We start from the raw sequence: 19,088 nt of genomic DNA on the forward strand, positions 1-19,088 counted from the left end.
GTTTCTCTCCACTCCTATCCAATAACTGTATTGCTCCACGTGAGCAATGGCCGCTTATGTAAGCGGTCTTTTTTTTGTCTTAAAAAGTTATGGGAAAGGCATTGATATGTTAATAGTTACACTTAAACTTACATCCTCTATTTACATCTCCCTCCTTAATCTGTTAGGATACCTTAGATCAAATAAATATCACATTTTTGTAACCTTTTCGGTATGTCGTCCGTCTATATAAGCAAGGGTTACCAAAAAGGCTCAAAATGAAGTCATGAACGTGAAAATGACCGCATATGAATGACAGGTCGGGTTCTGTGGATACCAATGGATTTGCCAGGATGATGCAGACCGTTGTACAATAAATACTGTTAATGTAGAAACGTTGGGGAAATTGCCATTACATAGGGGAATTTGGCGGGAAGGCCAGTTATGGCGCTGAACGCTGTTTATATGCGGTGAGAACCGCAACTTTTTTGTGCCTGTTCGGTAATACATGGATAGAGTCGAACGGGGAGAAGCACATGGATGGGCGAGGAGGGGTCGCACTCAAATGACGGATTCCCAGTTGATTCGAGAGATCAAGGAAGGTAACCTGGAGTTATATTCCGAGCTGATGAGTCGTTATCAGCGTAAAATACTGGCTTTCGTATATCATATGTTGAAAAGTTCCAATATGGAGCTGCTTGCGGAAGATCTCTGTTCTGAGACTTTCTATAAGGCGTTCCGCAGTCTGCACTCTTTCCGTGAGGTGGATGCCTCATTCTCAACCTGGTTATATACCATTGCGAGAAATACGGTACTGAGTGAGCTTCGCAAACAGCGCAGCGGAAATGTCCCACTTGAAGAGAGCGGGATTGTCCCCGTTGCTCCTTCGGAGAATGCACCGGAGTATGCTGTACTACGCAGCGAGCGGGTGATGCTGGTTAGGGATGCGATTAACAATTTGCCGGAGAAGCAGCGTTCTGCGATTATACTCCGCGAGTATGATCAACTAGACTACCAAGAGATTGCGAATATTCTTGGGCAGAGCGTCAGTTCTGTGAAATCGCTATTATTCAGAGCAAGATCAAGCGTAAAAACTCAATTGGAACCTTATTTCTTCGAACCGGTGTACGAGCCATATGAAGGGATGAAGAACCGATGAATTGCAATGAAGCCCAGGAACTGTTTGCACTGGTCTGGGACTTGCCGGAAAATCATCCTCAGCGGATTGCATTTCATGCTCATCTCGCTGGTTGTGAAGAGTGCTCCGAGCAGTTTGAGGTCTGGGAAGAAGCCCAGATCTTGCTGCACAGCATCCCGGTTCCAGTGACAGAACAACAGGCAGAGAGAGTGAACCGTAACGTTATGGACCGGATCTATGCGGAGTCTCCATGGTTATTGCCGGAAGAGGCAAAGGTTAATCGTTTCTCTGCTGTGATCCGTAAGCATATGTCTTTGTGGATCGCCGCGTTCCTGGCTATTTTTTTATGCAGCTTTCTGTATATGGCAATGTTTAAGCCAGACGTATCAGAAGCTGAGCAAACCAAGGTTGTTGCTACAGGTATCCTGGAGACAGGGGTTGCCGGAAGCGGACCATCGTCCTCTGGAATGTATCAGTACAACATGACTGGAGCGGACAGAGGAAGTATCATGGAACCTTTTGTTGTGAGCATGGGACCTGCTTATCCGCAGTATTGGATGGCACTCTCTTTACTTGCAATAGGAATGGCGTTATTTTCTCTTGGACGTATGCATCGAACAACGAATAAACGCAAACAAGGTGCGAGTGCATAGGTAATAACCTTTCGTTCGCCGTGTGGAGAAATGAGGGATGTAAGTGCGAATCGGGCTTATTCGTCACGGTCTTACAGACTGGAATGCGGCGGGCCGTATACAGGGTCAGACGGATATTCCTCTGAATGGAGAAGGTCGTGAACAGGCAGAGCGCCTGGGAAGACGTCTGATGACGGAAGAATACCAATGGGACTATATCATCACAAGTGGATTATCGCGTGCTCAGGAAACAGGGGAGATTATCTCTAAACTGTTGAATGTACCTTTGCTTGAGCCGGACGCACGGTTGAAAGAAAGGGCTTTTGGTCAGATTGAAGGTCTGACTTCAGAAGAACGGGTTGCCCGTTGGGGCAAATCCTGGGAGACATTGGACTTGGGACAGGAGCAGATAGCGGATATCCAGATTCGTGCACTGGCGTTTCTGGAAGATCTATGGTCTGCCTATCCGGACCAAAATGTGCTCATTGTCACTCACGGAGCTTTTCTGGCCAACCTGTTAACAGCCTTGTTTAAAGATCGGTATACAGAACGGATTGGAAACCTGTCACTGACGATCCTGGAAAAGGAACGTGATGACTGGAGTCCGCTGTTATATAATTGCACACGACATCTGTCTTTGGACACAGCGAAACAACCTGAGTAATCTAACTTGGGTTGTTTTTTTGCGTTTTATGGGGAAATAAAGACTTTATATGATTTCAAACCTCTCATTTTTCTTCTGATTGACCAACTTGGGGCATAGTATGGTTTAAAACATAAAAGATTTCCAAAAAGAGGTTTAGATTATGGGAATTCCGTCAACGATGTTTACAAAACCAAACTATTTCAGGCTCCGAATCAGCAGTCGAAGTAGTTAACGGGCGAGGCGATGGACCCATGAATCTAGCGGATATGCTTACTTTTGCCGATATTGGCCAGCTTAATCGAATAGCAGACTATTACCAATGTGAATGCAAGCCCAATTCCAAACATGAACTCATCCAGAGTATTCTCACTACATTGGGCAGCAGACCCTTTTTTGAGCAGCAGGTACGTCAACTGAATCAAGCAGATCAGCGCTTTTTGAACAACTTGTTGTTTGATCCTCGCCAGTATTATGGTATGGAAGAACTCATTGCCATAGCCCGTCAATCGATGGACAAAAAGGAGAGTGAGGCTGGCGCGAGTCCACGTGATCTCATCGTTCGCTTTAATAAGAGTGGATGGTTGTTCAATGGGACAACGCAGCAGACCAGGTATTTGTATCAGGTACCCCAGGATCTGAAATTAAGATTCAGGGATGTGTTATCCACACATCTGCGAGCAGGCATTACCAAAACAACGGAACCACCCATGTATCGGGATGAATATCATCTCTTAGCGGATGATCTCAAGTTGTTCCTGCAGTTTGTCCAGCAGCACGAAATTACCCTTAACGCTGAAGGCATGATGTACCGTCGCTCTCAACAGCAGATTATGGAGCATCTGCACATTAGTGAGGAATTGGTGGGCAAAGGTGGATGGAGATTCGGATATGGCCGTTCCTTCAAGGATTACCCGGATCGTTTTGCACTTCTCTACGACTATGCATTTCACCATCGGCTGGTTCGTGAGGAGCAAGGCATGCTGAAGTTATCACCAGCTGGAGAAGACAAGCTGGGGGCGGAGAAAACAGCCGAAATGATACAGCTATTTAGGTTTTGGTTAAGATTGTATAAAGGTGCTATTCCCAATCTGTCCTCTATTGTGTATTGGACAGGCGAATGTGCCTCGGAATGGTCAACCGCCGAATCGCTGTTTCGTCAGATCGGTCCATTCATTCAGCCGTTCTATTATGATACGGTTGAGGCCATCTATGATAACAGAATTGTTAAAATGATGTTGCATCTTGGCATGGTCCGTATTGGGGAACATGAGGAAGGCCGGACGATACAAATGACAGCCTGGGGCACACGTCTTGCTGCATCCTGTCGCTCCATCTCAGGAGACATTACGCCTATTATGTTTGACAAGTGAAGGACAAGTTGCTAAAATCACTCCCAAATTAAGGAGTGATAATAATGATAATTCCATACAAAGGTCTACAACCTCAGTTACACCCTTCGGTATATATGGCTGAAGGTGCAAAACTGATCGGTGATTTGAGAATGGGAGAAGAGTCTTCCGTCTGGTTCAATGCAGTCCTGCGGGCTGATTTGGCTCCTATTATCATTGGAAAGCGCTGTAATATTCAAGATAACGTTGTTGGGCATGTCAATACTGATCAACCTTTGATTGTAGAAGATGATGTCTCAGTAGGACATACAGCGATCATTCATGGTTGTCGTATTGGAACAGGATCATTAATCGGCATGGGAGCCATTCTGCTGAATGGAGCCGATATTGGCGAATATACGCTGATTGGAGCCGGTTCTGTTGTTACTGAGAATAGTAAAATTCCGCCCTATACTCTTGCTTTGGGGACACCTGCCAAAGTGATACGTGAGCTGACTGATGCCGATCTGGAGCGGATGTCCAGAACTTCACTGGGTTATGTTACCAAAGGAAAAGAATATAGGAGCTCTTAAATCCGTTTTGGAGGTGCATCCTATTGGATAAAATGAAAGTTACGTATGAAGTCATGTTGGGGCTGGCAGCTGAGATGGTGTGGGACGAAGCGCTTCGCAAACAGCGCAGCGAGAAGCTCTATTTGGAAATCGATAAAGCGTTAGCTACCGGAGACGAAGTAGCTTTCCGGAGTCTGACGGATGAACTGAGGACCATAAACTGATTAGCAAAATAGTTCCTTTCTGAGATAAAAGGGAATGCGCAGATGCGTGTTTCCTTTTTTTGATATGTGTAATTCCGAAATGAATGTCTGGATTTATAAGATATAGTCATATATAATATGGGAATAAAATGGATAGAAAGGGGATATAGGGAATTGAAATTCAGTGAGATGACTCAAGACAGCTGGGCTGAACTGCAACTCTATCTGGATACATGCCTTATTCCATACACAGCTCTTAGCGGTGAGCAGTCGCCAGTTGAAGCTACCGAGGCGTTGGAGCGGCTGAGAGATTTTCTGGATCTGGTCGAAATTCCTTTCAAAGGGAGAATCATGACTTATCCAGCCTTTCATTATGCTAATTCGGAATTGTCAATGACATTAAATTCCTTGTCTGCACAGCTTAAATCCTCAGGATTCAAATATGTGGTTATTATGTCATCAGATGGTCATTTGGGTGGCGTGGACATTCCAGCTGCTGATCTGGTTTTGAGTCGGTCCGTCTTAACTCATGAGGTCGGAGAAGAGGGGATTGCGAGATTTATAGGGGAAAAGATACGAGAGTTGTGGAAAAAATAGTTTTTAACGACAAATGTGACAATTTACCAACAATTTTTTAATAACGCTTACAATTGAACCTTAAAAATGTGTGACAAATTCTTGACGGTGTTCTAGGGCTACTATATGATTATGTATGTTCTAGTAAGTCGTGGAATTTATGAAAATGAAAACGTTTGAGAGAGTTGGCTGAAAAAGGGGGTTGGAGACAGTATGAGCAGTGAGCATGACCACCACGAAGCTTCATTGAAATTGCCAAGCCGCATGGAGATGTCACGCAGGCAGTTTTTGACGTACACGCTTGGTGGAGCTACAGCCTACATGGCCGCCGGTGCAATCCTTCCTATGGTCCGTTTTGCGGTGGACCCGATTTTGCAACATAAGGGAGAAGGCACCTCTGTCAAAGTAGCTGAAATCAGCAAAATTACGAATGAGCCTCAAGAATTCACCTTTGAACTTAAACAACAGGATGGTTGGTATCTGAGTAATGCATCGTTAGTGGCGTGGATTCGCAAAGACGAGCAGGGCAAAATTTATGCACTCTCACCTATCTGTAAACATCTGGGATGTACAGTAGGCTGGAATAGTGACAAGCAATACCCTGACGAGTATCATTGCCCCTGCCATGGCGCGCACTATGACAAGGAAGGGAAGAATCTTGCCGTAGCCCCCAAACCGCTGGATGAGTACGTAGTCAAGGAAGAGCAGGGTTGGGTATATCTGGGCGACATTGTTCCGAACACCCGAGTGAATTAGGAGGCGTGAACGCAGATGTTTAAAAATGTCTATGACTGGATTGACGAGCGTCTTGACATCACGCCAATCTGGCGGGACGTTGCGGATCATGAAGTTCCAGAGCATGTAAATCCGGCTCATCACTTTTCCGCATTCGTGTACTGCTTTGGTGGATTGACGTTCTTTATTACTGTTATTCAGATTTTGTCAGGCATGTTCCTGACCATGTATTACGTACCTGATATTATCAATGCCTACGCAAGTGTGGAGTACCTGCAGACCAAAGTAGCCTTCGGCCAAATTGTTCGCGGCATGCACCACTGGGGAGCCAGTCTGGTTATCGTAATGATGTTCTTACATACGATGCGTGTGTTCTTTACAGGCTCTTACAAGGCACCGCGTGAAATGAACTGGGTTGTCGGCATGCTGATCTTTTTCGTCATGTTGGGCCTGGGGCTGACAGGGTACTTGTTGCCATGGGATAACAAAGCCTATTTTGCAACAAAAGTAACACTGGAGATTGCCAATACGGTTCCTTGGTTGGGACCGATTATTAAAGAATTCCTGCAAGGCGGTACGATTGTCGGTGCACAGACACTAACCCGATTCTTTGCCCTGCATGTATTCTTCCTCCCCGCTGTGCTTCTGGTGCTTCTGGTCGGACACTTTATCATGATCCGCAGACAGGGCATTTCGGGACCACTATAAACTGAGAAGGGAGGAATCGCAATGGCTCACGGACATAAGAAGGATGATGAGGAAAAGGTTATCTTTGTCGGTGATTCACGGGTCCGTAAAGGGGCGGGATTTATTACCCCTCCTGATTACACGGCGTATCCCGGCAAATCCGAAGCCTTTATTCCCAACTTCCTGCTGAAAGAATGGATGGTTGGTGTCGTTGTATTGGTGGGGATTCTGGTTCTCACGATCTCAGAACCTGCACCTTTAGGCTATCCGGCCAATCCGAGCGCATCCGTAATTCCTATGCCGGACTGGTACTTCCTTTTTCTGTATCAGTACTTGAAGTATCCATATGCATCGGGCGATTACGTTTTGCTCGGGGTACTGGGGGTCAGCGGAGTCGCTTTTGGAGCGTTGCTGCTGGCACCATTCCTGGATACAGGCAAGGAGCGGCGTTTTTATAAACGCCCAATTGCTTCATCACTGATGATTTTGTCGGTCATTTCTGTATTTTACCTGACGAATGTAGCGTGGACGCACTACGAGCATGAGTTGGAAGCAAGTGGACAGAAGCCTGAACATATTCAACGTGAAGAAGAAGCGCTGGAGAGGCGTGAGCAGGGGCTCCCGCCCGTTTCCAATGCACCTGGACAGCAAGAGGAAGTTGCGATCGTGGAACAGGATGATCCTGCAATGGAAACGTACAAAAAGGCTGGATGTATTGGCTGCCATGCGGCTGATATGAAGGGTGCAAGTGGACCTTCACTTCGGGGTGTGGGTGACAAGCACAGCCAGGAAGAGATTCTGACCATTATCAAAGAAGGTTATAACGAGATGCCTGCGATGTACGATCAAGCGATTGCTCAAGGCGTCACGGATGAAGAGATTACTCATCTGACCGAATGGCTTGCGAAACAGAAAGCAGAACAGTAAAATCAAAATAACCAATGAAACCTGATCGTTTATGCGGTCAGGTTTTTTTGAAGTGTTTTTTGGACAGCACTGTATCGTGCACAATACATGATGAAGGAAGGGGCAGGGAATGTGGCTTTATCGTATTTCTGGAGTAGGGAATTTCTGACCAATCGTTATTTCCTGTGGCTATTATTTTGGTGTAATGCGCTAGGAACGGTATACGGATACATCTGGTACGGAGAGCAAATGAAATTGACGCTGGCTGAGCAGCCGGTGTGGCAGATCGTATTTGTGCCGGATAGTCCAACAGCGAGTTTGTTTTTTACTTTAGCGTTGTTATGGATCTTGTACCCACCACGGTCCATCATTATCAAACGGATCGGACATGTGATTCAGGCGCTTGCCGTGGTCACATCTGTGAAATATGGCGTGTGGGCCGTATCCATTATTTTCGCTGGCTGGATGCAAGGCGGTACACAGCACTGGCAAGACTGGATGTTGATTGCTTCGCATAGTGCGATGGCCATTGAAGCTCTTATATATGTACGCTTTTTCGGCTTCCGCTGGGCTGCCCTTGTTGTTGCAGGTCTCTGGACGCTGTTGAACGATACGATGGATTATACATATGATATTTACCCTTGGTTACCCGCTTCCCTCTATGATCATGTAGATGGTGTGCGTAATTTCACATTTGGACTGACACTGGTGAGCATTCTGTGCGCGTGGCTGGCCTTAAGACAGGCAAGACGTACCTGATCTCATACTTTGGAGAGATAATAACACGTCTCATGAAGAGTCGCTATTTTAGCGGCTTTTTTTGTGTCCAAAATGTGTCCATATTGTGCTATTTCATGGCTTGAAAATCAAGGATATCTCCATTCTGCATCTTATAATAAAATTGAAACTGGATTTTGAAATTATTTTCCATAATTACTCAATATTGAAAGGGGTGACGAGTTGTGATCAGCTTTGTAAGTTAATCCGGAGAGGGAAGGTGACATGTATGATGAAGAGAACAAGAATAGTAAAACTATTAATTGTATTTTTGATAGCGCTATCCATCTCATATCAAGTTGATGATGGGAATTCTCAAGCCAATGCCGCTCCACAAACTCCATCTCAGGCATATGTACAGAAAATGGGCAAAGGCTGGAACGTATTCAACACCTATGACAGTTTTAGAACCGACGATCTCGCCCTGTCTGACGAAACCTCCTGGGGACAGCCACAAGTAACCCAAGAATTAATATTATCAGCCAAAGCAAAAGGCTTTGATAGTATTCGGATTCCAATGACTGCCTATACAAGGTATACACTAGGTGCAGATGGACACTATGTGATCCATTCCGAATGGTTGGCCAAATATAAGCAAGTGGTTGATTGGGCCGTTGATGCAGACCTGTATGTGATGATCAACCTTCATCACGATTCCTGGACATGGCTTTCCAATTGGGATGGAAATAAGGCGTCAGAGGAGTATAAAAGGTATGTAGATCTCTGGAGGCAGCTTGCTAATCATTTTAAGAATGAACCTGAGCAGGTCATGTTTGAGACAATGAATGAACCTTATTTTGAAAATGATACAGGAACCATCACCAAACAGGATAAATTGGATATGATCAATCAGGCTGCATATGATGTTATCCGCAGCTCTGGTGGAAATAATGCCACAAGAATGATTGTTATTCCAACGTATTCTACAAGCGCAGATATGGATAAAGCCAACGCATCCTATCATTTTATTGCGGGGCTGAACGATCCAAACTTGATCGCCACTGTGCATTTTTATAGTGACTGGGTCTTCAGCGGCAACTTGGGTAGAACGGGCTTTGATGAAAAGCTTTACGATGGAGTTCAAGATACGCCAAGAAGCAATATAGACCAGATGTTTAACACAGTAAATCATGCCTTAATTTCCAAGGGAATTGGAGTTGTTATTGGAGAATATGGCTGTTATCCCCTGATGATGGCGCGGCGAAAATGCAGTCAGGTGAAAAACGGAAATATCTTGAATATCTGAACTACAAGGCATCGCAATATGGAGTTAGCTCAATGATATGGCCAGGTGCGTTTTGGAGGGTTCCACCTTTTAACTGGCATGATGAATATGGAACTACCATTCAAGCAGCTAATATGAAACAGCGTTCTTCCTATTCCACAGGTCTAAATGAAATCTATGTTAATCAGCAAGCTGCAAACGATATCCAAATTCCGCTTACTCTGAATGGAAACAGCTTTAAGCACATTAAGGGAGTCCATAAAAAATATTACTCATTGGATGAAGCTACCTCAACACTTACGATCTCTAAAGAATTTATAAACGAGAAATTCAATCAGGCTTCAAACGGCATTATTGCTGATTTGGTTTTTGAATTCTCGAAAGGCGCAGAATGGCATCAGCTTATTGTCAAACATTCAATGCCTGTGTTTGAAATGACCGCAGGCACAATAACCGAAGGAATCGTCATTCCGGTCCAATATAACGGGACCAACGTAAGACGTGCCTCACTTCTCGATGAATCTGGTAACCGAATAGGCGGCAATTCCTGGTTTCCATATATGAAGTTTGGCAGTGATTTTACAGCTGACTATACGGATGGAACATTCACCCTTTTGAAAGATGCGTTTGACAGCTCGGTTCCGGATGGAAAACTGAAGGTCAGGATCGAATTTTACGATGGCCAGAGTATGAACTATTCCATTCAGAAAAGCGGAAATAATGTAACAGGTTTAGGTATCGTTTTCTAAATGAAGTGTCATAAGTCGAGTAGGATACTGAATCGTCCTCTGCTTGTTCTAACGAACTGTCCCCCGCCATACATTGGTGGTGGGAGGGATGTCCATGAAGAGAACGTTTGGGATCAAAACTGGCTTATTGGTGGTATCGTTCATGGCTCTGCTGCTTTGGACGAACTTAGCATATCGTGTATCCGCACAAAGTGAAGCATTGAATTCGATTTCAGATCAGCAAGTGTCCACAAACAATTCAATTGCACAGCTTAATGAGGAAGCAGCCATATTGTATCGTCAGGCGCTCGAGAACAATATTGAAGAAGTGCGAGGCAGCATTCTGCGTATCAGTAAAAGTCTGGAGCATATCTCCTTTGAGGGACAAACAACCGTCGAGGGCATTCACGCCTTGTCCGAGACCGTAGTTGAAGTAAAACAAGCCGTTGTGAAGGTGAAAAATGACGATGCTTCTCTTCAGCAGTCCTCTGCCAAACTCAGACTTGCAGCAGACAGTCTCGCGAATCCAACCAAGCCTTTATGGCTCCAGTATTATAAAATCGTGAAAAACGATCTGGACGCTTTATCCGCTGCTACAAATCAAGGCCAAACTGCGGCTGTACTGGCAAACCGCTACACCGTTCTGGAGGAGCATTATGAGACGATTCGTCCTGCTGCACTGATTCGTCGTGAACCGTATGAGATTGCTCAGATGGACGCTTGGTTATCTCATACCAAAGGGCTTACCGCTGCAAAGCAGCCTGATCTGGCTCAATTAAAGAGCATGGTGGGCCATGGGGAGGAACTGGTGAACCAGTTGTTTGGTCGCGAGAAGGACGAGAGTGCTTTTGTACCGTTTGTACAGGGTCCTGATCGCAGGGCAGCCGGGTTGCTCATTAGTTCGGTCATTGTCGCGACGTTAAGTTACGCCGGATATCGTAAATATCGTGCGCAGCAGCAGGGGATTTTTCCTTTTCGGCGCTAATCGGATATGAAGTTGATCGTGGTATATAAAAAAGACCTCTTTCCGCATAAACAGCCACGCTAATGGCTCTTCATGGGAAAAGAGGTTTTCTTGTAGTTTCTGTGTTATATCAGCTTTCTTTGAAACCTTCGCCATGTACATCGTGAACATCGCTGATGATGACAAAAGCTCTGGGGTCAATGGAACGTACAATGGTCTGCAGTCGCCTGAACTCTTGCCTGGAGATCACACAGTAGGCCATGTGTTTGGCCTGTTTAGAGTACGCGCCAATGGCTGGAATGAGGGTAACGCCACGATCCATATCCCGTGTGATCTGGTCCGCAATCTCGGGTGCGTGGTCACTAATGATCATAAATGCCCGGGCAGAATATGCACCTTCCTGAATAAAGTCGATGACTTTGGAGGCGATGAATACAGCTACAAGCGTATACAGAATTTTTTCTTTGGGGATGTAGATGAGAGAGAGCCCGATAATGACGAAGTCGATGCCCAGTAATACTCGTCCCATACTCCACCCATACTTGCGGTTGAGAATACGAGCAATAATGTCTGAACCGCCCGTCGTTCCACCCCAACGAAATACGATACCAAGGCCGGCTCCGAGGGTAACACCTGCATATAGTGCTGCTAACAGTAAGTCATTCTCGGTATGTAATGGTTCAATCCAGCCCAGATGAATCAACTTCTCAAACAACCACAGAAAAACAGTCAGTGCCCCGATTCCGATACCCGTATAGATCATCTGTCTGCCGCCCAAAATTTTGAGCCCGATCAGAAAGAGGGGAACATTCAGAATCAAGGTTGTAAGTGAAGGTGAGATGCCAAAAGCGTAATTGATCAGCACCGTAACCCCGGTGAGGCCACCTTCCATAAGCTGGTTGGGGATAATAAAATAGAGGAGCCCAAAGGCATATAAGGCTGTACCCAGCACGATGGGAAGAACCAGTTTAACTTGAACCCAGGTTTTGGCAGTGCTCATAAGATCCCTCGCTGTAGATAAATTAGAATGAAGAAGCAATCATTCCCATCTAGTATACCTGTTTATTGATTCTTTAAAAATGATTTGTCGCTGATGATGGTGGAAGTGAATCTAAATAACTGATATTATTAGGAACAAATACGACATCATTTCAAAAGGAGAATCCGTTCTCATGGAGAAAAGCATCGCAGAAATGCAGCGTGAGGTTGATCAGTATATCTCCCAGTTCAAGGAGGGGTATTTCAGTCCTCTGGCCATGTTGGCCCGGATGTCTGAAGAGGTTGGAGAGCTCGCCAGAGAAGTGAATCATGAATTCGGCGAGAAGCCGAAGAAATCTTCCGAAGCAGCCAATTCCATTGAACTTGAGCTTGGAGATATTTTATTTATCACGATTTGTTTTGCAAACTCACTGGGAATTGATCTGGCTGAGGCGCACGATAAAGTCATGCATAAATTTAACACCCGCGATGCCAATCGGTGGACTCCCAAAAACACCGATTAGGCGTAGATTACATATGCTGTACCATCACCCGATCGGGGAGGGTCAGCTTAATGATGAAACCGGAAGAATATATGCAGCAGGCCTACCGCTGTATATTGCAAAATGATTTTGAGCAGGCGATTCGTTGGTTCGAGTCAGCCATTCACGCTCATCCAAAACATGCGGAGTTATATTATCGCTGTTCCATTACACACGCTCGCAGCAAGCATCTCGTTCCAGCGCTTGAATATGCGCGTAAGGCGGTTGAATTGTCGCCAGGAACAGAAGAGTATATTTTACATCTGCAGACGTTGGAAGCAAAACAATTGACCTCCAGAGCGAAGTTGCTGTTGGAGCAGGCGGGTATTGCAACACAGGAGCGCTATGTGGAAGCGTCAACGCTACTGCAAGAAGCGGTCAAACTTGATCCGCTTTCGGTGGAAGCTCATGTTATGCTTGCGCTGGCTTACAGTGATTTGAATGAATTTAACTATGCAATTCAGGCGCTGCGTGAGGCAATTTTGCTGGACCCGCAGAATGGACAGCTGCATCAGATGTTACAGGAAATCAAGCAACGTATGAAATCCATTCAATAAGAATTCATTTTGCAAAGATTTCTTTTGAGTTGAAATGGATTCAACGATATGAACCAACATAGCGAGGAGATGCAGTCAATATGAGTGAAGTAATCAGAGTTGCCGTGATCGGAGCGGCTGGCCGTATGGGCCGTGAAGTTGTGAAATTGGTACTTCAGGACCCGGAATTGGAGCTTGCAGCGGCTGTCAACCGCTCCGGAGCAGGTACGGATGCAGGAACCCTTGTTGGTTTGCCAGAGTGTGGGGTGCTGGTGACTGATGATATCGAAATGGCTTTTGCCGAAACAAAACCTCAGGTTATGGTTGATTTTACAGTGCCTCAATATGCTTTTACACATACCGAGATTGCGATCCGTCATGGAGTCAGACCTGTCATGGGTGTTACCGGCTTTACGCCGGAGCAGATTGAACAGTTGGACAAGCAATGCCAGGACAAAGGAATTGGAGGGCTTATTGCCCCTAACTTCTCGATCGGTGCCATTCTGATGATGCGATTCGCAGCACAGGCTGCCAAACATATGCCAAATGTGGAGATTATCGAATATCACGGGGATCAGAAGCTGGATGCTCCTTCCGGAACAGCGATCAAAACTGCCGAACTGATTGCTGCCAATCGGGAAGAACTTCGTCAGGGTAACCCAAATGAGGAAGAAACCATTGAAGGATCACGCGGCGGTTATTACAACGGATTCCGAATTCACAGTGTACGATTGCCTGGTGTATTCGCGCAGCAGGAAGTTGTTTTCGGAGACTATGGACAGTCACTCAAAATTCGGCATGACTCCTACGAGCGCGCAGGTTATATGCCTGGTGTTAAGATTGGTGTGCAAAAGGTTATGGAATATACAGGAATGATCTACGGATTTGACCACTTTATCGACTAAAGGAGATTGTCATGTTGAAAATAGCATTTATCGCCCATGATCGTAAAAAAGAAGAGATGGTTAACTTCGTGACGGCATATGAGCCTGTTTTTACGGACCATCAATTGTATTCTACAGGAACAACGGGCCTTCGTATTATGGAAGGAACGTCTCTGAAGATTCATCGATTCGAATCAGGCCCATTGGGCGGAGATCAGCAGATTGGAGCTTTGGTTGCGCAAAATGAGATGGATCTGATTATTTTCCTGCGTGATCCATTGATGGCACAACCTCACGAGCCAGATATTAATGCGTTGTTGCGTCTTTGTGATGTGCAGGGAATTCCACTTGCCACCAATATCGCAACCGCTGAGATTCTGGTTAAGGCTCTGGATCGTGGCGATTTTGCCTGGAGAGAGCTGGTACATAAATACAAGCCGGAGGCTGGATTAAATTCGGGTGATTCCGAATGAGCCTGGATATTCTTATCTTTGGAGCACATGCGGACGATGCGGAGATTGGGATGGGTGGAACGATTGCCAAACATACCGCTGCTGGTTTGAAAGTAGGCGTGTGTGATCTGACTCGTGCTGAGATGTCTTCGAACGGAACAGTAGAGCGCAGAACCGAGGAAGCGGAGCAAGCCTCCCGCGTCCTCGGTCTTTCGTGTCGAACGAATCTGGGGCTTCCTGATCGTGGTTTATATCTTACGCCTGAACATGTACAGGCGGTAACGGCTGAGATACGGCGCCATGCCCCTCGGATGGTGTTTGCTCCATATTGGGAAGATCGTCATCCGGATCATGTCAATTGCAGTAAGCTTGTGCAGGAGGCTGTATTTAACGCCAAGCTTCGCAACTACATCCCGGATATGCCTGCCGTGCAGGTGAAGGAACTTTATTTTTACTTTATTAATGACATCGGGCCTACGGATTTGATTGTCGATATTACGGAACACTATGAGCAAAAAGAAGCCTCATTGCTCTCTTATCGTTCCCAATTCGAACTGGGAGCCGGAGCGGTCTCGACGCCATTGAATCAAGGGTATATTGAACGTGTAAGAGCCCGTGATTCCTTGCTCGGACAACGCAGTCTCATCCCGTTTGCAGAAGGGTTTGCTACAATTACACCTTACGTGGTTCATCAATTTGGCACGGGTGCCAAATAAACGATTTCACATTTTACGTTTAATGAAACGAAGGGTTTCATTATTCCGTTGCATTATATCAACCTGCTTAAGCGGGAGATCAAAGGAGCGTCCACAGGATGGATAAAAAGCTAAAAATCGGCATCACCTGTTATCCGTCCCTCGGCGGGTCTGGCGTTGTCGCAACGGAACTGGGCAAATTACTTGCCGAACAGGGGCATCAGGTTCATTTTATTGCCAACAGTATCCCGTTCAGACTGGGTACGTTCCAGAAGAATATTTTTTATCATGAAGTTGAAGTAAATGATTATTATGTGTTCCGTTACCCTCCGTATGACCTGTCACTGGCAACAAAGATGGCTCAGGTGGCTAAGTCACAGCAGCTCGATCTGCTGCATGTTCACTATGCCGTTCCACACGCAGTATGTGCCTTTCTTGCCAAACAAATGGTAGGGGATGGCCTGAAAGTGGTCACCACGTTACATGGAACGGATATTACGGTTCTGGCTCAGGATGAATCTCTGAAGGATCTGATCCGTCTAGCTATTAATGAAAGTGACGCCGTCACTGCAGTATCCAAAGATTTGATTCGGGAAACGGTCGAATTGCTGGATATTCAGCGTCCAATCGATTTAACCTATAATTTTATTGACAAACGAATATATTATCCGCGGGATGCTGCCAGTCTGCGAAGAGACTTTGCTGCGCCCGACGAAAAAATATTAATGCACATTTCCAACTTCCGACCGGTGAAGAGAACTCAGGATGTGGTAGAGGTCTTCCGTCAAGTACAGGAGCAGGTTCCAGCCAAACTGTTATTTGTAGGTGAAGGGCCTGATTTGCCGAAGATGCAATGGAAGATTAATGATCTCGGCTTGAATGATAAAGTTCATTTCCTTGGCAAACAGGATGACATTGCTCAAGTCATTTCCATGGCTGACGTGTTGATGCTTCCATCGGAGAAGGAAAGTTTCGGACTTGTGGCGCTCGAAGCAATGGCTTGCGGCGTACCCACGATCGGTTCACAGGCCGGAGGAATTCCGGAACTGGTCTTACACGGTAAGACGGGATTCTTATCCGCGATCGGGGATACACAATCCATGGCCGAGAACACAATCCGTTTGTTAACAGATGATCGTTTGGCTGCGGAGTTCAGGGAAGCGTGTCTTCAACGCGCACATCACGACTTTTGCAATGATGCCATTCGGCATGAATATGAACAGATTTATTACCGGGTGCTGGGAAGGGAAGTTCCGAACTTGAAGCCGGTTTGCGGTTAATCAATGGGTTTGACGAAATTATACTGTGCATACCACAACAGGCAAGAGAAGAGGTGATATGTGGTGGTTCAATGGACACAGGTAGATCGTGAAATGGCAATTCAAAGTGAGAATGTACTCACAACATTAAACAAACATGGCTACAAGGCATATTGGGTAGGTGGTTGCGTTCGTGACGAATTGCTGGAACGAGTTGTAGACGATATGGATATCACGACATCTGCTTCTCCTCAGCAAGTCATGGAACTGTTTGACGATTGTATTCCTACAGGTTTGCAACACGGTACGGTTACCGTTCGTTCAGGCGGTTATTATTTTGAAGTGACCACCTTTCGAACAGAATCCGAATATCAAGATAACCGTAGACCTGCTGCGGTTCAATTTGTTCAGGATATCAAGGAAGATTTACAGCGGCGTGACTTCACGATGAACGCTCTTGCTATGGACGTCACTGGGACAATCGTTGACCCGTTTGGTGGACAGGCAGATATCAAGGAAGAGCGAGTCAGATGTGTGGGTTCTGCGATGGAACGATTTGGTGAAGATGCACTGCGGATGCTCCGCTGTGTCCGGTTTGCTTCCGTATTTGATTTCAAAATTGCTCATAACACGTGGAAAGGTCTTGTAAGGCAGAAAGACCTGCTTCAACATATAGCAATGGAACGGGTACGCACCGAAATGGTAAAAATGATGTCGGGACCGCATCCTTTAAGAGGGTTGGAGCTGTTATACAGAAGTGATGCCCTTGCGCATATTAAAGCGCCGGTAAGCTCGGCCCGATTCAACAAGACGTTGTTATCCAATCTGGAACAGCTGTCAGGTGAGCATGTGTTGCTCCGCTGGTCACTCATCCTGATTGCTGGCGGTTATAGCAAGGATGAAGCAGATGTATTATTACGTCAGTGGACATTCTCCAATGAACATCGTTCTCGAATAACAGGGGTCCTTCAGGTGGAGCAGTTGATTCATACTTCCGTTCAGGAGCAGAAGGATACGGTCAGTCTCCGTTCCGATTGGATCGTTACTGTTCTGGCTTGTGGTGTTCAGGCGGCGGATGATTGGCTTCAAATACAGTCTGTACTGCCAGCAGGATGGCGGAATCAGTCCGAACAGGTAGCAATGCAGGTTGTTTTGGTTCAAGAGCTTGCAGCCGAATGGAGTCAATCGATTCCTGTGCATGACTTGAAAGAGCTGGACATCACAGGGGAACAAGTGTTGCAAATGGTGCAGCGCAAAGGCGGGCCTTGGCTGGGTCAACTGATGAAACATTTGTTACGAGAAACAGCGATTGGAACGATAGAGAATCAGCATGCAGCACTAAGTGCAGAAGTGAAGCGGGTGGTTCAAGATGACCAAACATGAAGATCTGTTACATATGTTATTAAATGCAGAAGGACGATTTGTATCGGGTGAAGAGATTAGTCGTAATCTGTCCATCAGTCGGACCGCTGTGTGGAAACATGTGAACAAGTTGCGAGACATGGGTTATGAGTTTGAAGCTGTATCCCGCAAAGGATACCGTCTGGTAACGAAGCCGGATAGCATTGACGCTACTGCCCTCCAATTGGCACTGGATACAACCTTATTTGGCCGTAAGGCTGTTTTGTTGACTTCGACCCTGTCTACGCAAGGGGATGTTCTCAAGCTAGCTGAGAAAGGGCAGGCAGAAGGTGCTGTGGTCATTGCGGAAGAACAAACAGGAGGAAGAGGACGTTTCGGTCGACAGTGGTTCTCTCCTCCGGGTAAAGGAATCTGGATGAGTGTCCTGTTACGCCCTGATCTACCACTTCAGCATACGCCGCAGCTAACTTTATTAACAGGAGTGGCTGTATGTCGTGCCGTTCGAGCTTGTTCAGGAGCTGATGCAGGCATCAAATGGCCAAATGATGTGTTGATTGACGGACGTAAGGTATGTGGCATATTGCTTGAATCTACGGTGGAAGATCATGAAGTCAGATACTGCATTGCAGGTATAGGTGTTGACGTGAACTTTGATCCCGAGGATTATCCGGAAGATCTGACCACAATCGCTACTTCGCTCAAGATGGAGACGGGACAATCCGTTGATCGCACCAAACTAACGGCTGCCATTTTGACGGAGCTTGAACAATTGTATTTTTTGTATCAAAAAGAAGGGTTCGGCGTGATCTCAGCTCTATGGGAGGCCCTGTCCGTATCGATGAATCGAGAGATTACAGTGACTAATCCTCATGGTGTCATTGAAGGAAAGGCAATCGGTCTTGACCCTTCCGGAGCACTTATCGTGGAGAAGCACGATGGAGAACATTCACTAATCATCTCTGGTGAGATTTCCTGGAAATCATAAACAATTTGTCGAATTTTCACTGGTAAAATGAACATAAGACGTGAAGTTTGAGCAGAACTTTGGTATACTGTGTTCGTGAGGCGGTATCGGCTAATGCAGACCGAATTGCACTCCCGTAACAGTAACCTTTGTTCTGCTTTGATGTGTTTTATATAAGCAGACCGCAGTGCAAGAATGAAATACGTTTAAGTGAGTTGTTGGATTCTGCTCTGAGCCGAAGAGGACCGAGACAGAAGGGACGATCGCAAGTGACTCTTTTTTGACTTTTCGGGACTTTTTAGTGGAAAACTAAAAGGTTT

Annotated in this window: 23 protein-coding genes; 22 read left to right on the forward strand and 1 reads right to left on the reverse strand. The window is 45.9% G+C overall.

The window, feature by feature from the left end; all coding sequences use genetic code 11:
• The first annotated feature begins 544 nt into the window (after positions 1-544).
• From NSQ38_RS16730 to NSQ38_RS16795, 14 genes are all read left to right on the forward strand, one after another.
• The gene (locus NSQ38_RS16730; RefSeq protein WP_062835180.1) at positions 545-1,138 is read left to right on the forward strand and encodes a sigma-70 family RNA polymerase sigma factor; all 594 of its coding nucleotides are present in this window, start codon (positions 545-547) and stop codon (positions 1,136-1,138) included.
• On the forward strand, positions 1,135-1,770 hold the full coding sequence (locus NSQ38_RS16735; RefSeq protein WP_338587582.1) for a hypothetical protein: 636 nt from the start codon (positions 1,135-1,137) through the stop codon (positions 1,768-1,770). The genes NSQ38_RS16730 and NSQ38_RS16735 overlap by 4 nt, the downstream gene beginning before the upstream one ends.
• A gap of 43 nt (positions 1,771-1,813) precedes the next feature.
• Positions 1,814-2,413 (forward strand): histidine phosphatase family protein, encoded by a 600-nt coding sequence (locus NSQ38_RS16740; protein ID WP_339782983.1) that lies wholly within the window; start codon positions 1,814-1,816, stop codon positions 2,411-2,413.
• Between the two features lie 233 nt (positions 2,414-2,646).
• Positions 2,647-3,765 (forward strand): hypothetical protein, encoded by a 1,119-nt coding sequence (locus NSQ38_RS16745; RefSeq protein WP_339782985.1) that lies wholly within the window; start codon positions 2,647-2,649, stop codon positions 3,763-3,765.
• Positions 3,766-3,809: 44 nt separating this feature from the next.
• Positions 3,810-4,316, forward strand: coding sequence for a gamma carbonic anhydrase family protein (locus NSQ38_RS16750; protein ID WP_338587578.1), 507 nt, complete (start codon positions 3,810-3,812; stop codon positions 4,314-4,316).
• Positions 4,317-4,339: 23 nt separating this feature from the next.
• Positions 4,340-4,519, forward strand: coding sequence for an IDEAL domain-containing protein (locus tag NSQ38_RS16755; RefSeq protein ID WP_017687723.1), 180 nt, complete (start codon positions 4,340-4,342; stop codon positions 4,517-4,519).
• Positions 4,520-4,672: 153 nt separating this feature from the next.
• Positions 4,673-5,095, forward strand: a complete 423-nt coding sequence (locus NSQ38_RS16760; RefSeq protein WP_339782987.1) for a DUF2487 family protein — start codon at positions 4,673-4,675, stop codon at positions 5,093-5,095.
• A gap of 192 nt (positions 5,096-5,287) precedes the next feature.
• Positions 5,288-5,830, forward strand: a complete 543-nt coding sequence (locus NSQ38_RS16765; RefSeq protein WP_017687725.1) for a ubiquinol-cytochrome c reductase iron-sulfur subunit — start codon at positions 5,288-5,290, stop codon at positions 5,828-5,830.
• Positions 5,831-5,845: 15 nt separating this feature from the next.
• A complete protein-coding gene (locus tag NSQ38_RS16770) occupies positions 5,846-6,517 on the forward strand; it encodes a cytochrome b6 (RefSeq protein WP_017687726.1) in 672 nt (223 codons plus the stop codon).
• 21 nt (positions 6,518-6,538) lie between these two features.
• Positions 6,539-7,423: a menaquinol-cytochrome c reductase cytochrome b/c subunit gene (locus tag NSQ38_RS16775; protein ID WP_091018012.1), complete on the forward strand. Its 885-nt coding sequence runs from the start codon at positions 6,539-6,541 to the stop codon at positions 7,421-7,423.
• A 111-nt stretch (positions 7,424-7,534) separates the two neighbouring features.
• Positions 7,535-8,161 carry a DUF1405 domain-containing protein gene (locus NSQ38_RS16780; protein WP_339790573.1) on the forward strand — a complete coding sequence of 209 codons (627 nt, stop codon included), beginning with the start codon at positions 7,535-7,537 and terminating at the stop codon, positions 8,159-8,161.
• 247 nt (positions 8,162-8,408) lie between these two features.
• Positions 8,409-9,425 carry a glycoside hydrolase family 5 protein gene (locus NSQ38_RS16785; RefSeq protein ID WP_339782989.1) on the forward strand — a complete coding sequence of 339 codons (1,017 nt, stop codon included), beginning with the start codon at positions 8,409-8,411 and terminating at the stop codon, positions 9,423-9,425.
• Between the two features lie 32 nt (positions 9,426-9,457).
• Positions 9,458-10,153, forward strand: a complete 696-nt coding sequence (locus NSQ38_RS16790) for a X2-like carbohydrate binding domain-containing protein (protein ID WP_339782991.1) — start codon at positions 9,458-9,460, stop codon at positions 10,151-10,153.
• 94 nt (positions 10,154-10,247) lie between these two features.
• The gene (locus tag NSQ38_RS16795) at positions 10,248-11,117 is read left to right on the forward strand and encodes a sporulation protein YpjB (RefSeq protein ID WP_339782993.1); all 870 of its coding nucleotides are present in this window, start codon (positions 10,248-10,250) and stop codon (positions 11,115-11,117) included.
• Between the two features lie 109 nt (positions 11,118-11,226).
• Here NSQ38_RS16795 and NSQ38_RS16800 read toward each other — a convergent pair whose 3' ends face one another.
• A complete protein-coding gene (locus NSQ38_RS16800) occupies positions 11,227-12,096 on the reverse strand; it encodes a YitT family protein (RefSeq protein ID WP_221820340.1) in 870 nt (289 codons plus the stop codon).
• A 172-nt stretch (positions 12,097-12,268) separates the two neighbouring features.
• Here NSQ38_RS16800 and NSQ38_RS16805 point away from each other — a divergent pair, with 172 nt between their 5' ends.
• The 8 genes from NSQ38_RS16805 (at position 12,269) to NSQ38_RS16840 (ending at position 18,789) form a co-directional block, all read left to right on the forward strand.
• Positions 12,269-12,598: a nucleotide pyrophosphohydrolase gene (locus NSQ38_RS16805; protein WP_017687732.1), complete on the forward strand. Its 330-nt coding sequence runs from the start codon at positions 12,269-12,271 to the stop codon at positions 12,596-12,598.
• A 50-nt stretch (positions 12,599-12,648) separates the two neighbouring features.
• Positions 12,649-13,173 carry a tetratricopeptide repeat protein gene (locus NSQ38_RS16810; RefSeq protein WP_289389660.1) on the forward strand — a complete coding sequence of 175 codons (525 nt, stop codon included), beginning with the start codon at positions 12,649-12,651 and terminating at the stop codon, positions 13,171-13,173.
• Between the two features lie 80 nt (positions 13,174-13,253).
• Positions 13,254-14,057 (forward strand): 4-hydroxy-tetrahydrodipicolinate reductase, encoded by an 804-nt coding sequence (gene dapB, locus NSQ38_RS16815; protein ID WP_017687734.1) that lies wholly within the window; start codon positions 13,254-13,256, stop codon positions 14,055-14,057.
• Positions 14,058-14,068: 11 nt separating this feature from the next.
• A complete protein-coding gene (gene mgsA, locus NSQ38_RS16820) occupies positions 14,069-14,509 on the forward strand; it encodes a methylglyoxal synthase (RefSeq protein ID WP_017687735.1) in 441 nt (146 codons plus the stop codon).
• Positions 14,506-15,204: a bacillithiol biosynthesis deacetylase BshB1 gene (bshB1, locus tag NSQ38_RS16825; RefSeq protein ID WP_339782995.1), complete on the forward strand. Its 699-nt coding sequence runs from the start codon at positions 14,506-14,508 to the stop codon at positions 15,202-15,204. The genes mgsA and bshB1 overlap by 4 nt, the downstream gene beginning before the upstream one ends.
• Positions 15,205-15,302: 98 nt before the next feature.
• Positions 15,303-16,463 carry an N-acetyl-alpha-D-glucosaminyl L-malate synthase BshA gene (gene bshA / locus NSQ38_RS16830; RefSeq protein ID WP_315936022.1) on the forward strand — a complete coding sequence of 387 codons (1,161 nt, stop codon included), beginning with the start codon at positions 15,303-15,305 and terminating at the stop codon, positions 16,461-16,463.
• A 63-nt stretch (positions 16,464-16,526) separates the two neighbouring features.
• On the forward strand, positions 16,527-17,825 hold the full coding sequence (locus tag NSQ38_RS16835) for a CCA tRNA nucleotidyltransferase (RefSeq protein ID WP_339782998.1): 1,299 nt from the start codon (positions 16,527-16,529) through the stop codon (positions 17,823-17,825).
• Positions 17,812-18,789: a biotin--[acetyl-CoA-carboxylase] ligase gene (locus NSQ38_RS16840; protein ID WP_339783000.1), complete on the forward strand. Its 978-nt coding sequence runs from the start codon at positions 17,812-17,814 to the stop codon at positions 18,787-18,789. The genes NSQ38_RS16835 and NSQ38_RS16840 overlap by 14 nt, the downstream gene beginning before the upstream one ends.
• Positions 18,790-19,088 lie beyond the last annotated feature (299 nt).

The organism is Paenibacillus sp. FSL R7-0313 (genome assembly GCF_037969885.1).
Lineage (GTDB): Bacteria > Bacillota > Bacilli > Paenibacillales > Paenibacillaceae > Paenibacillus.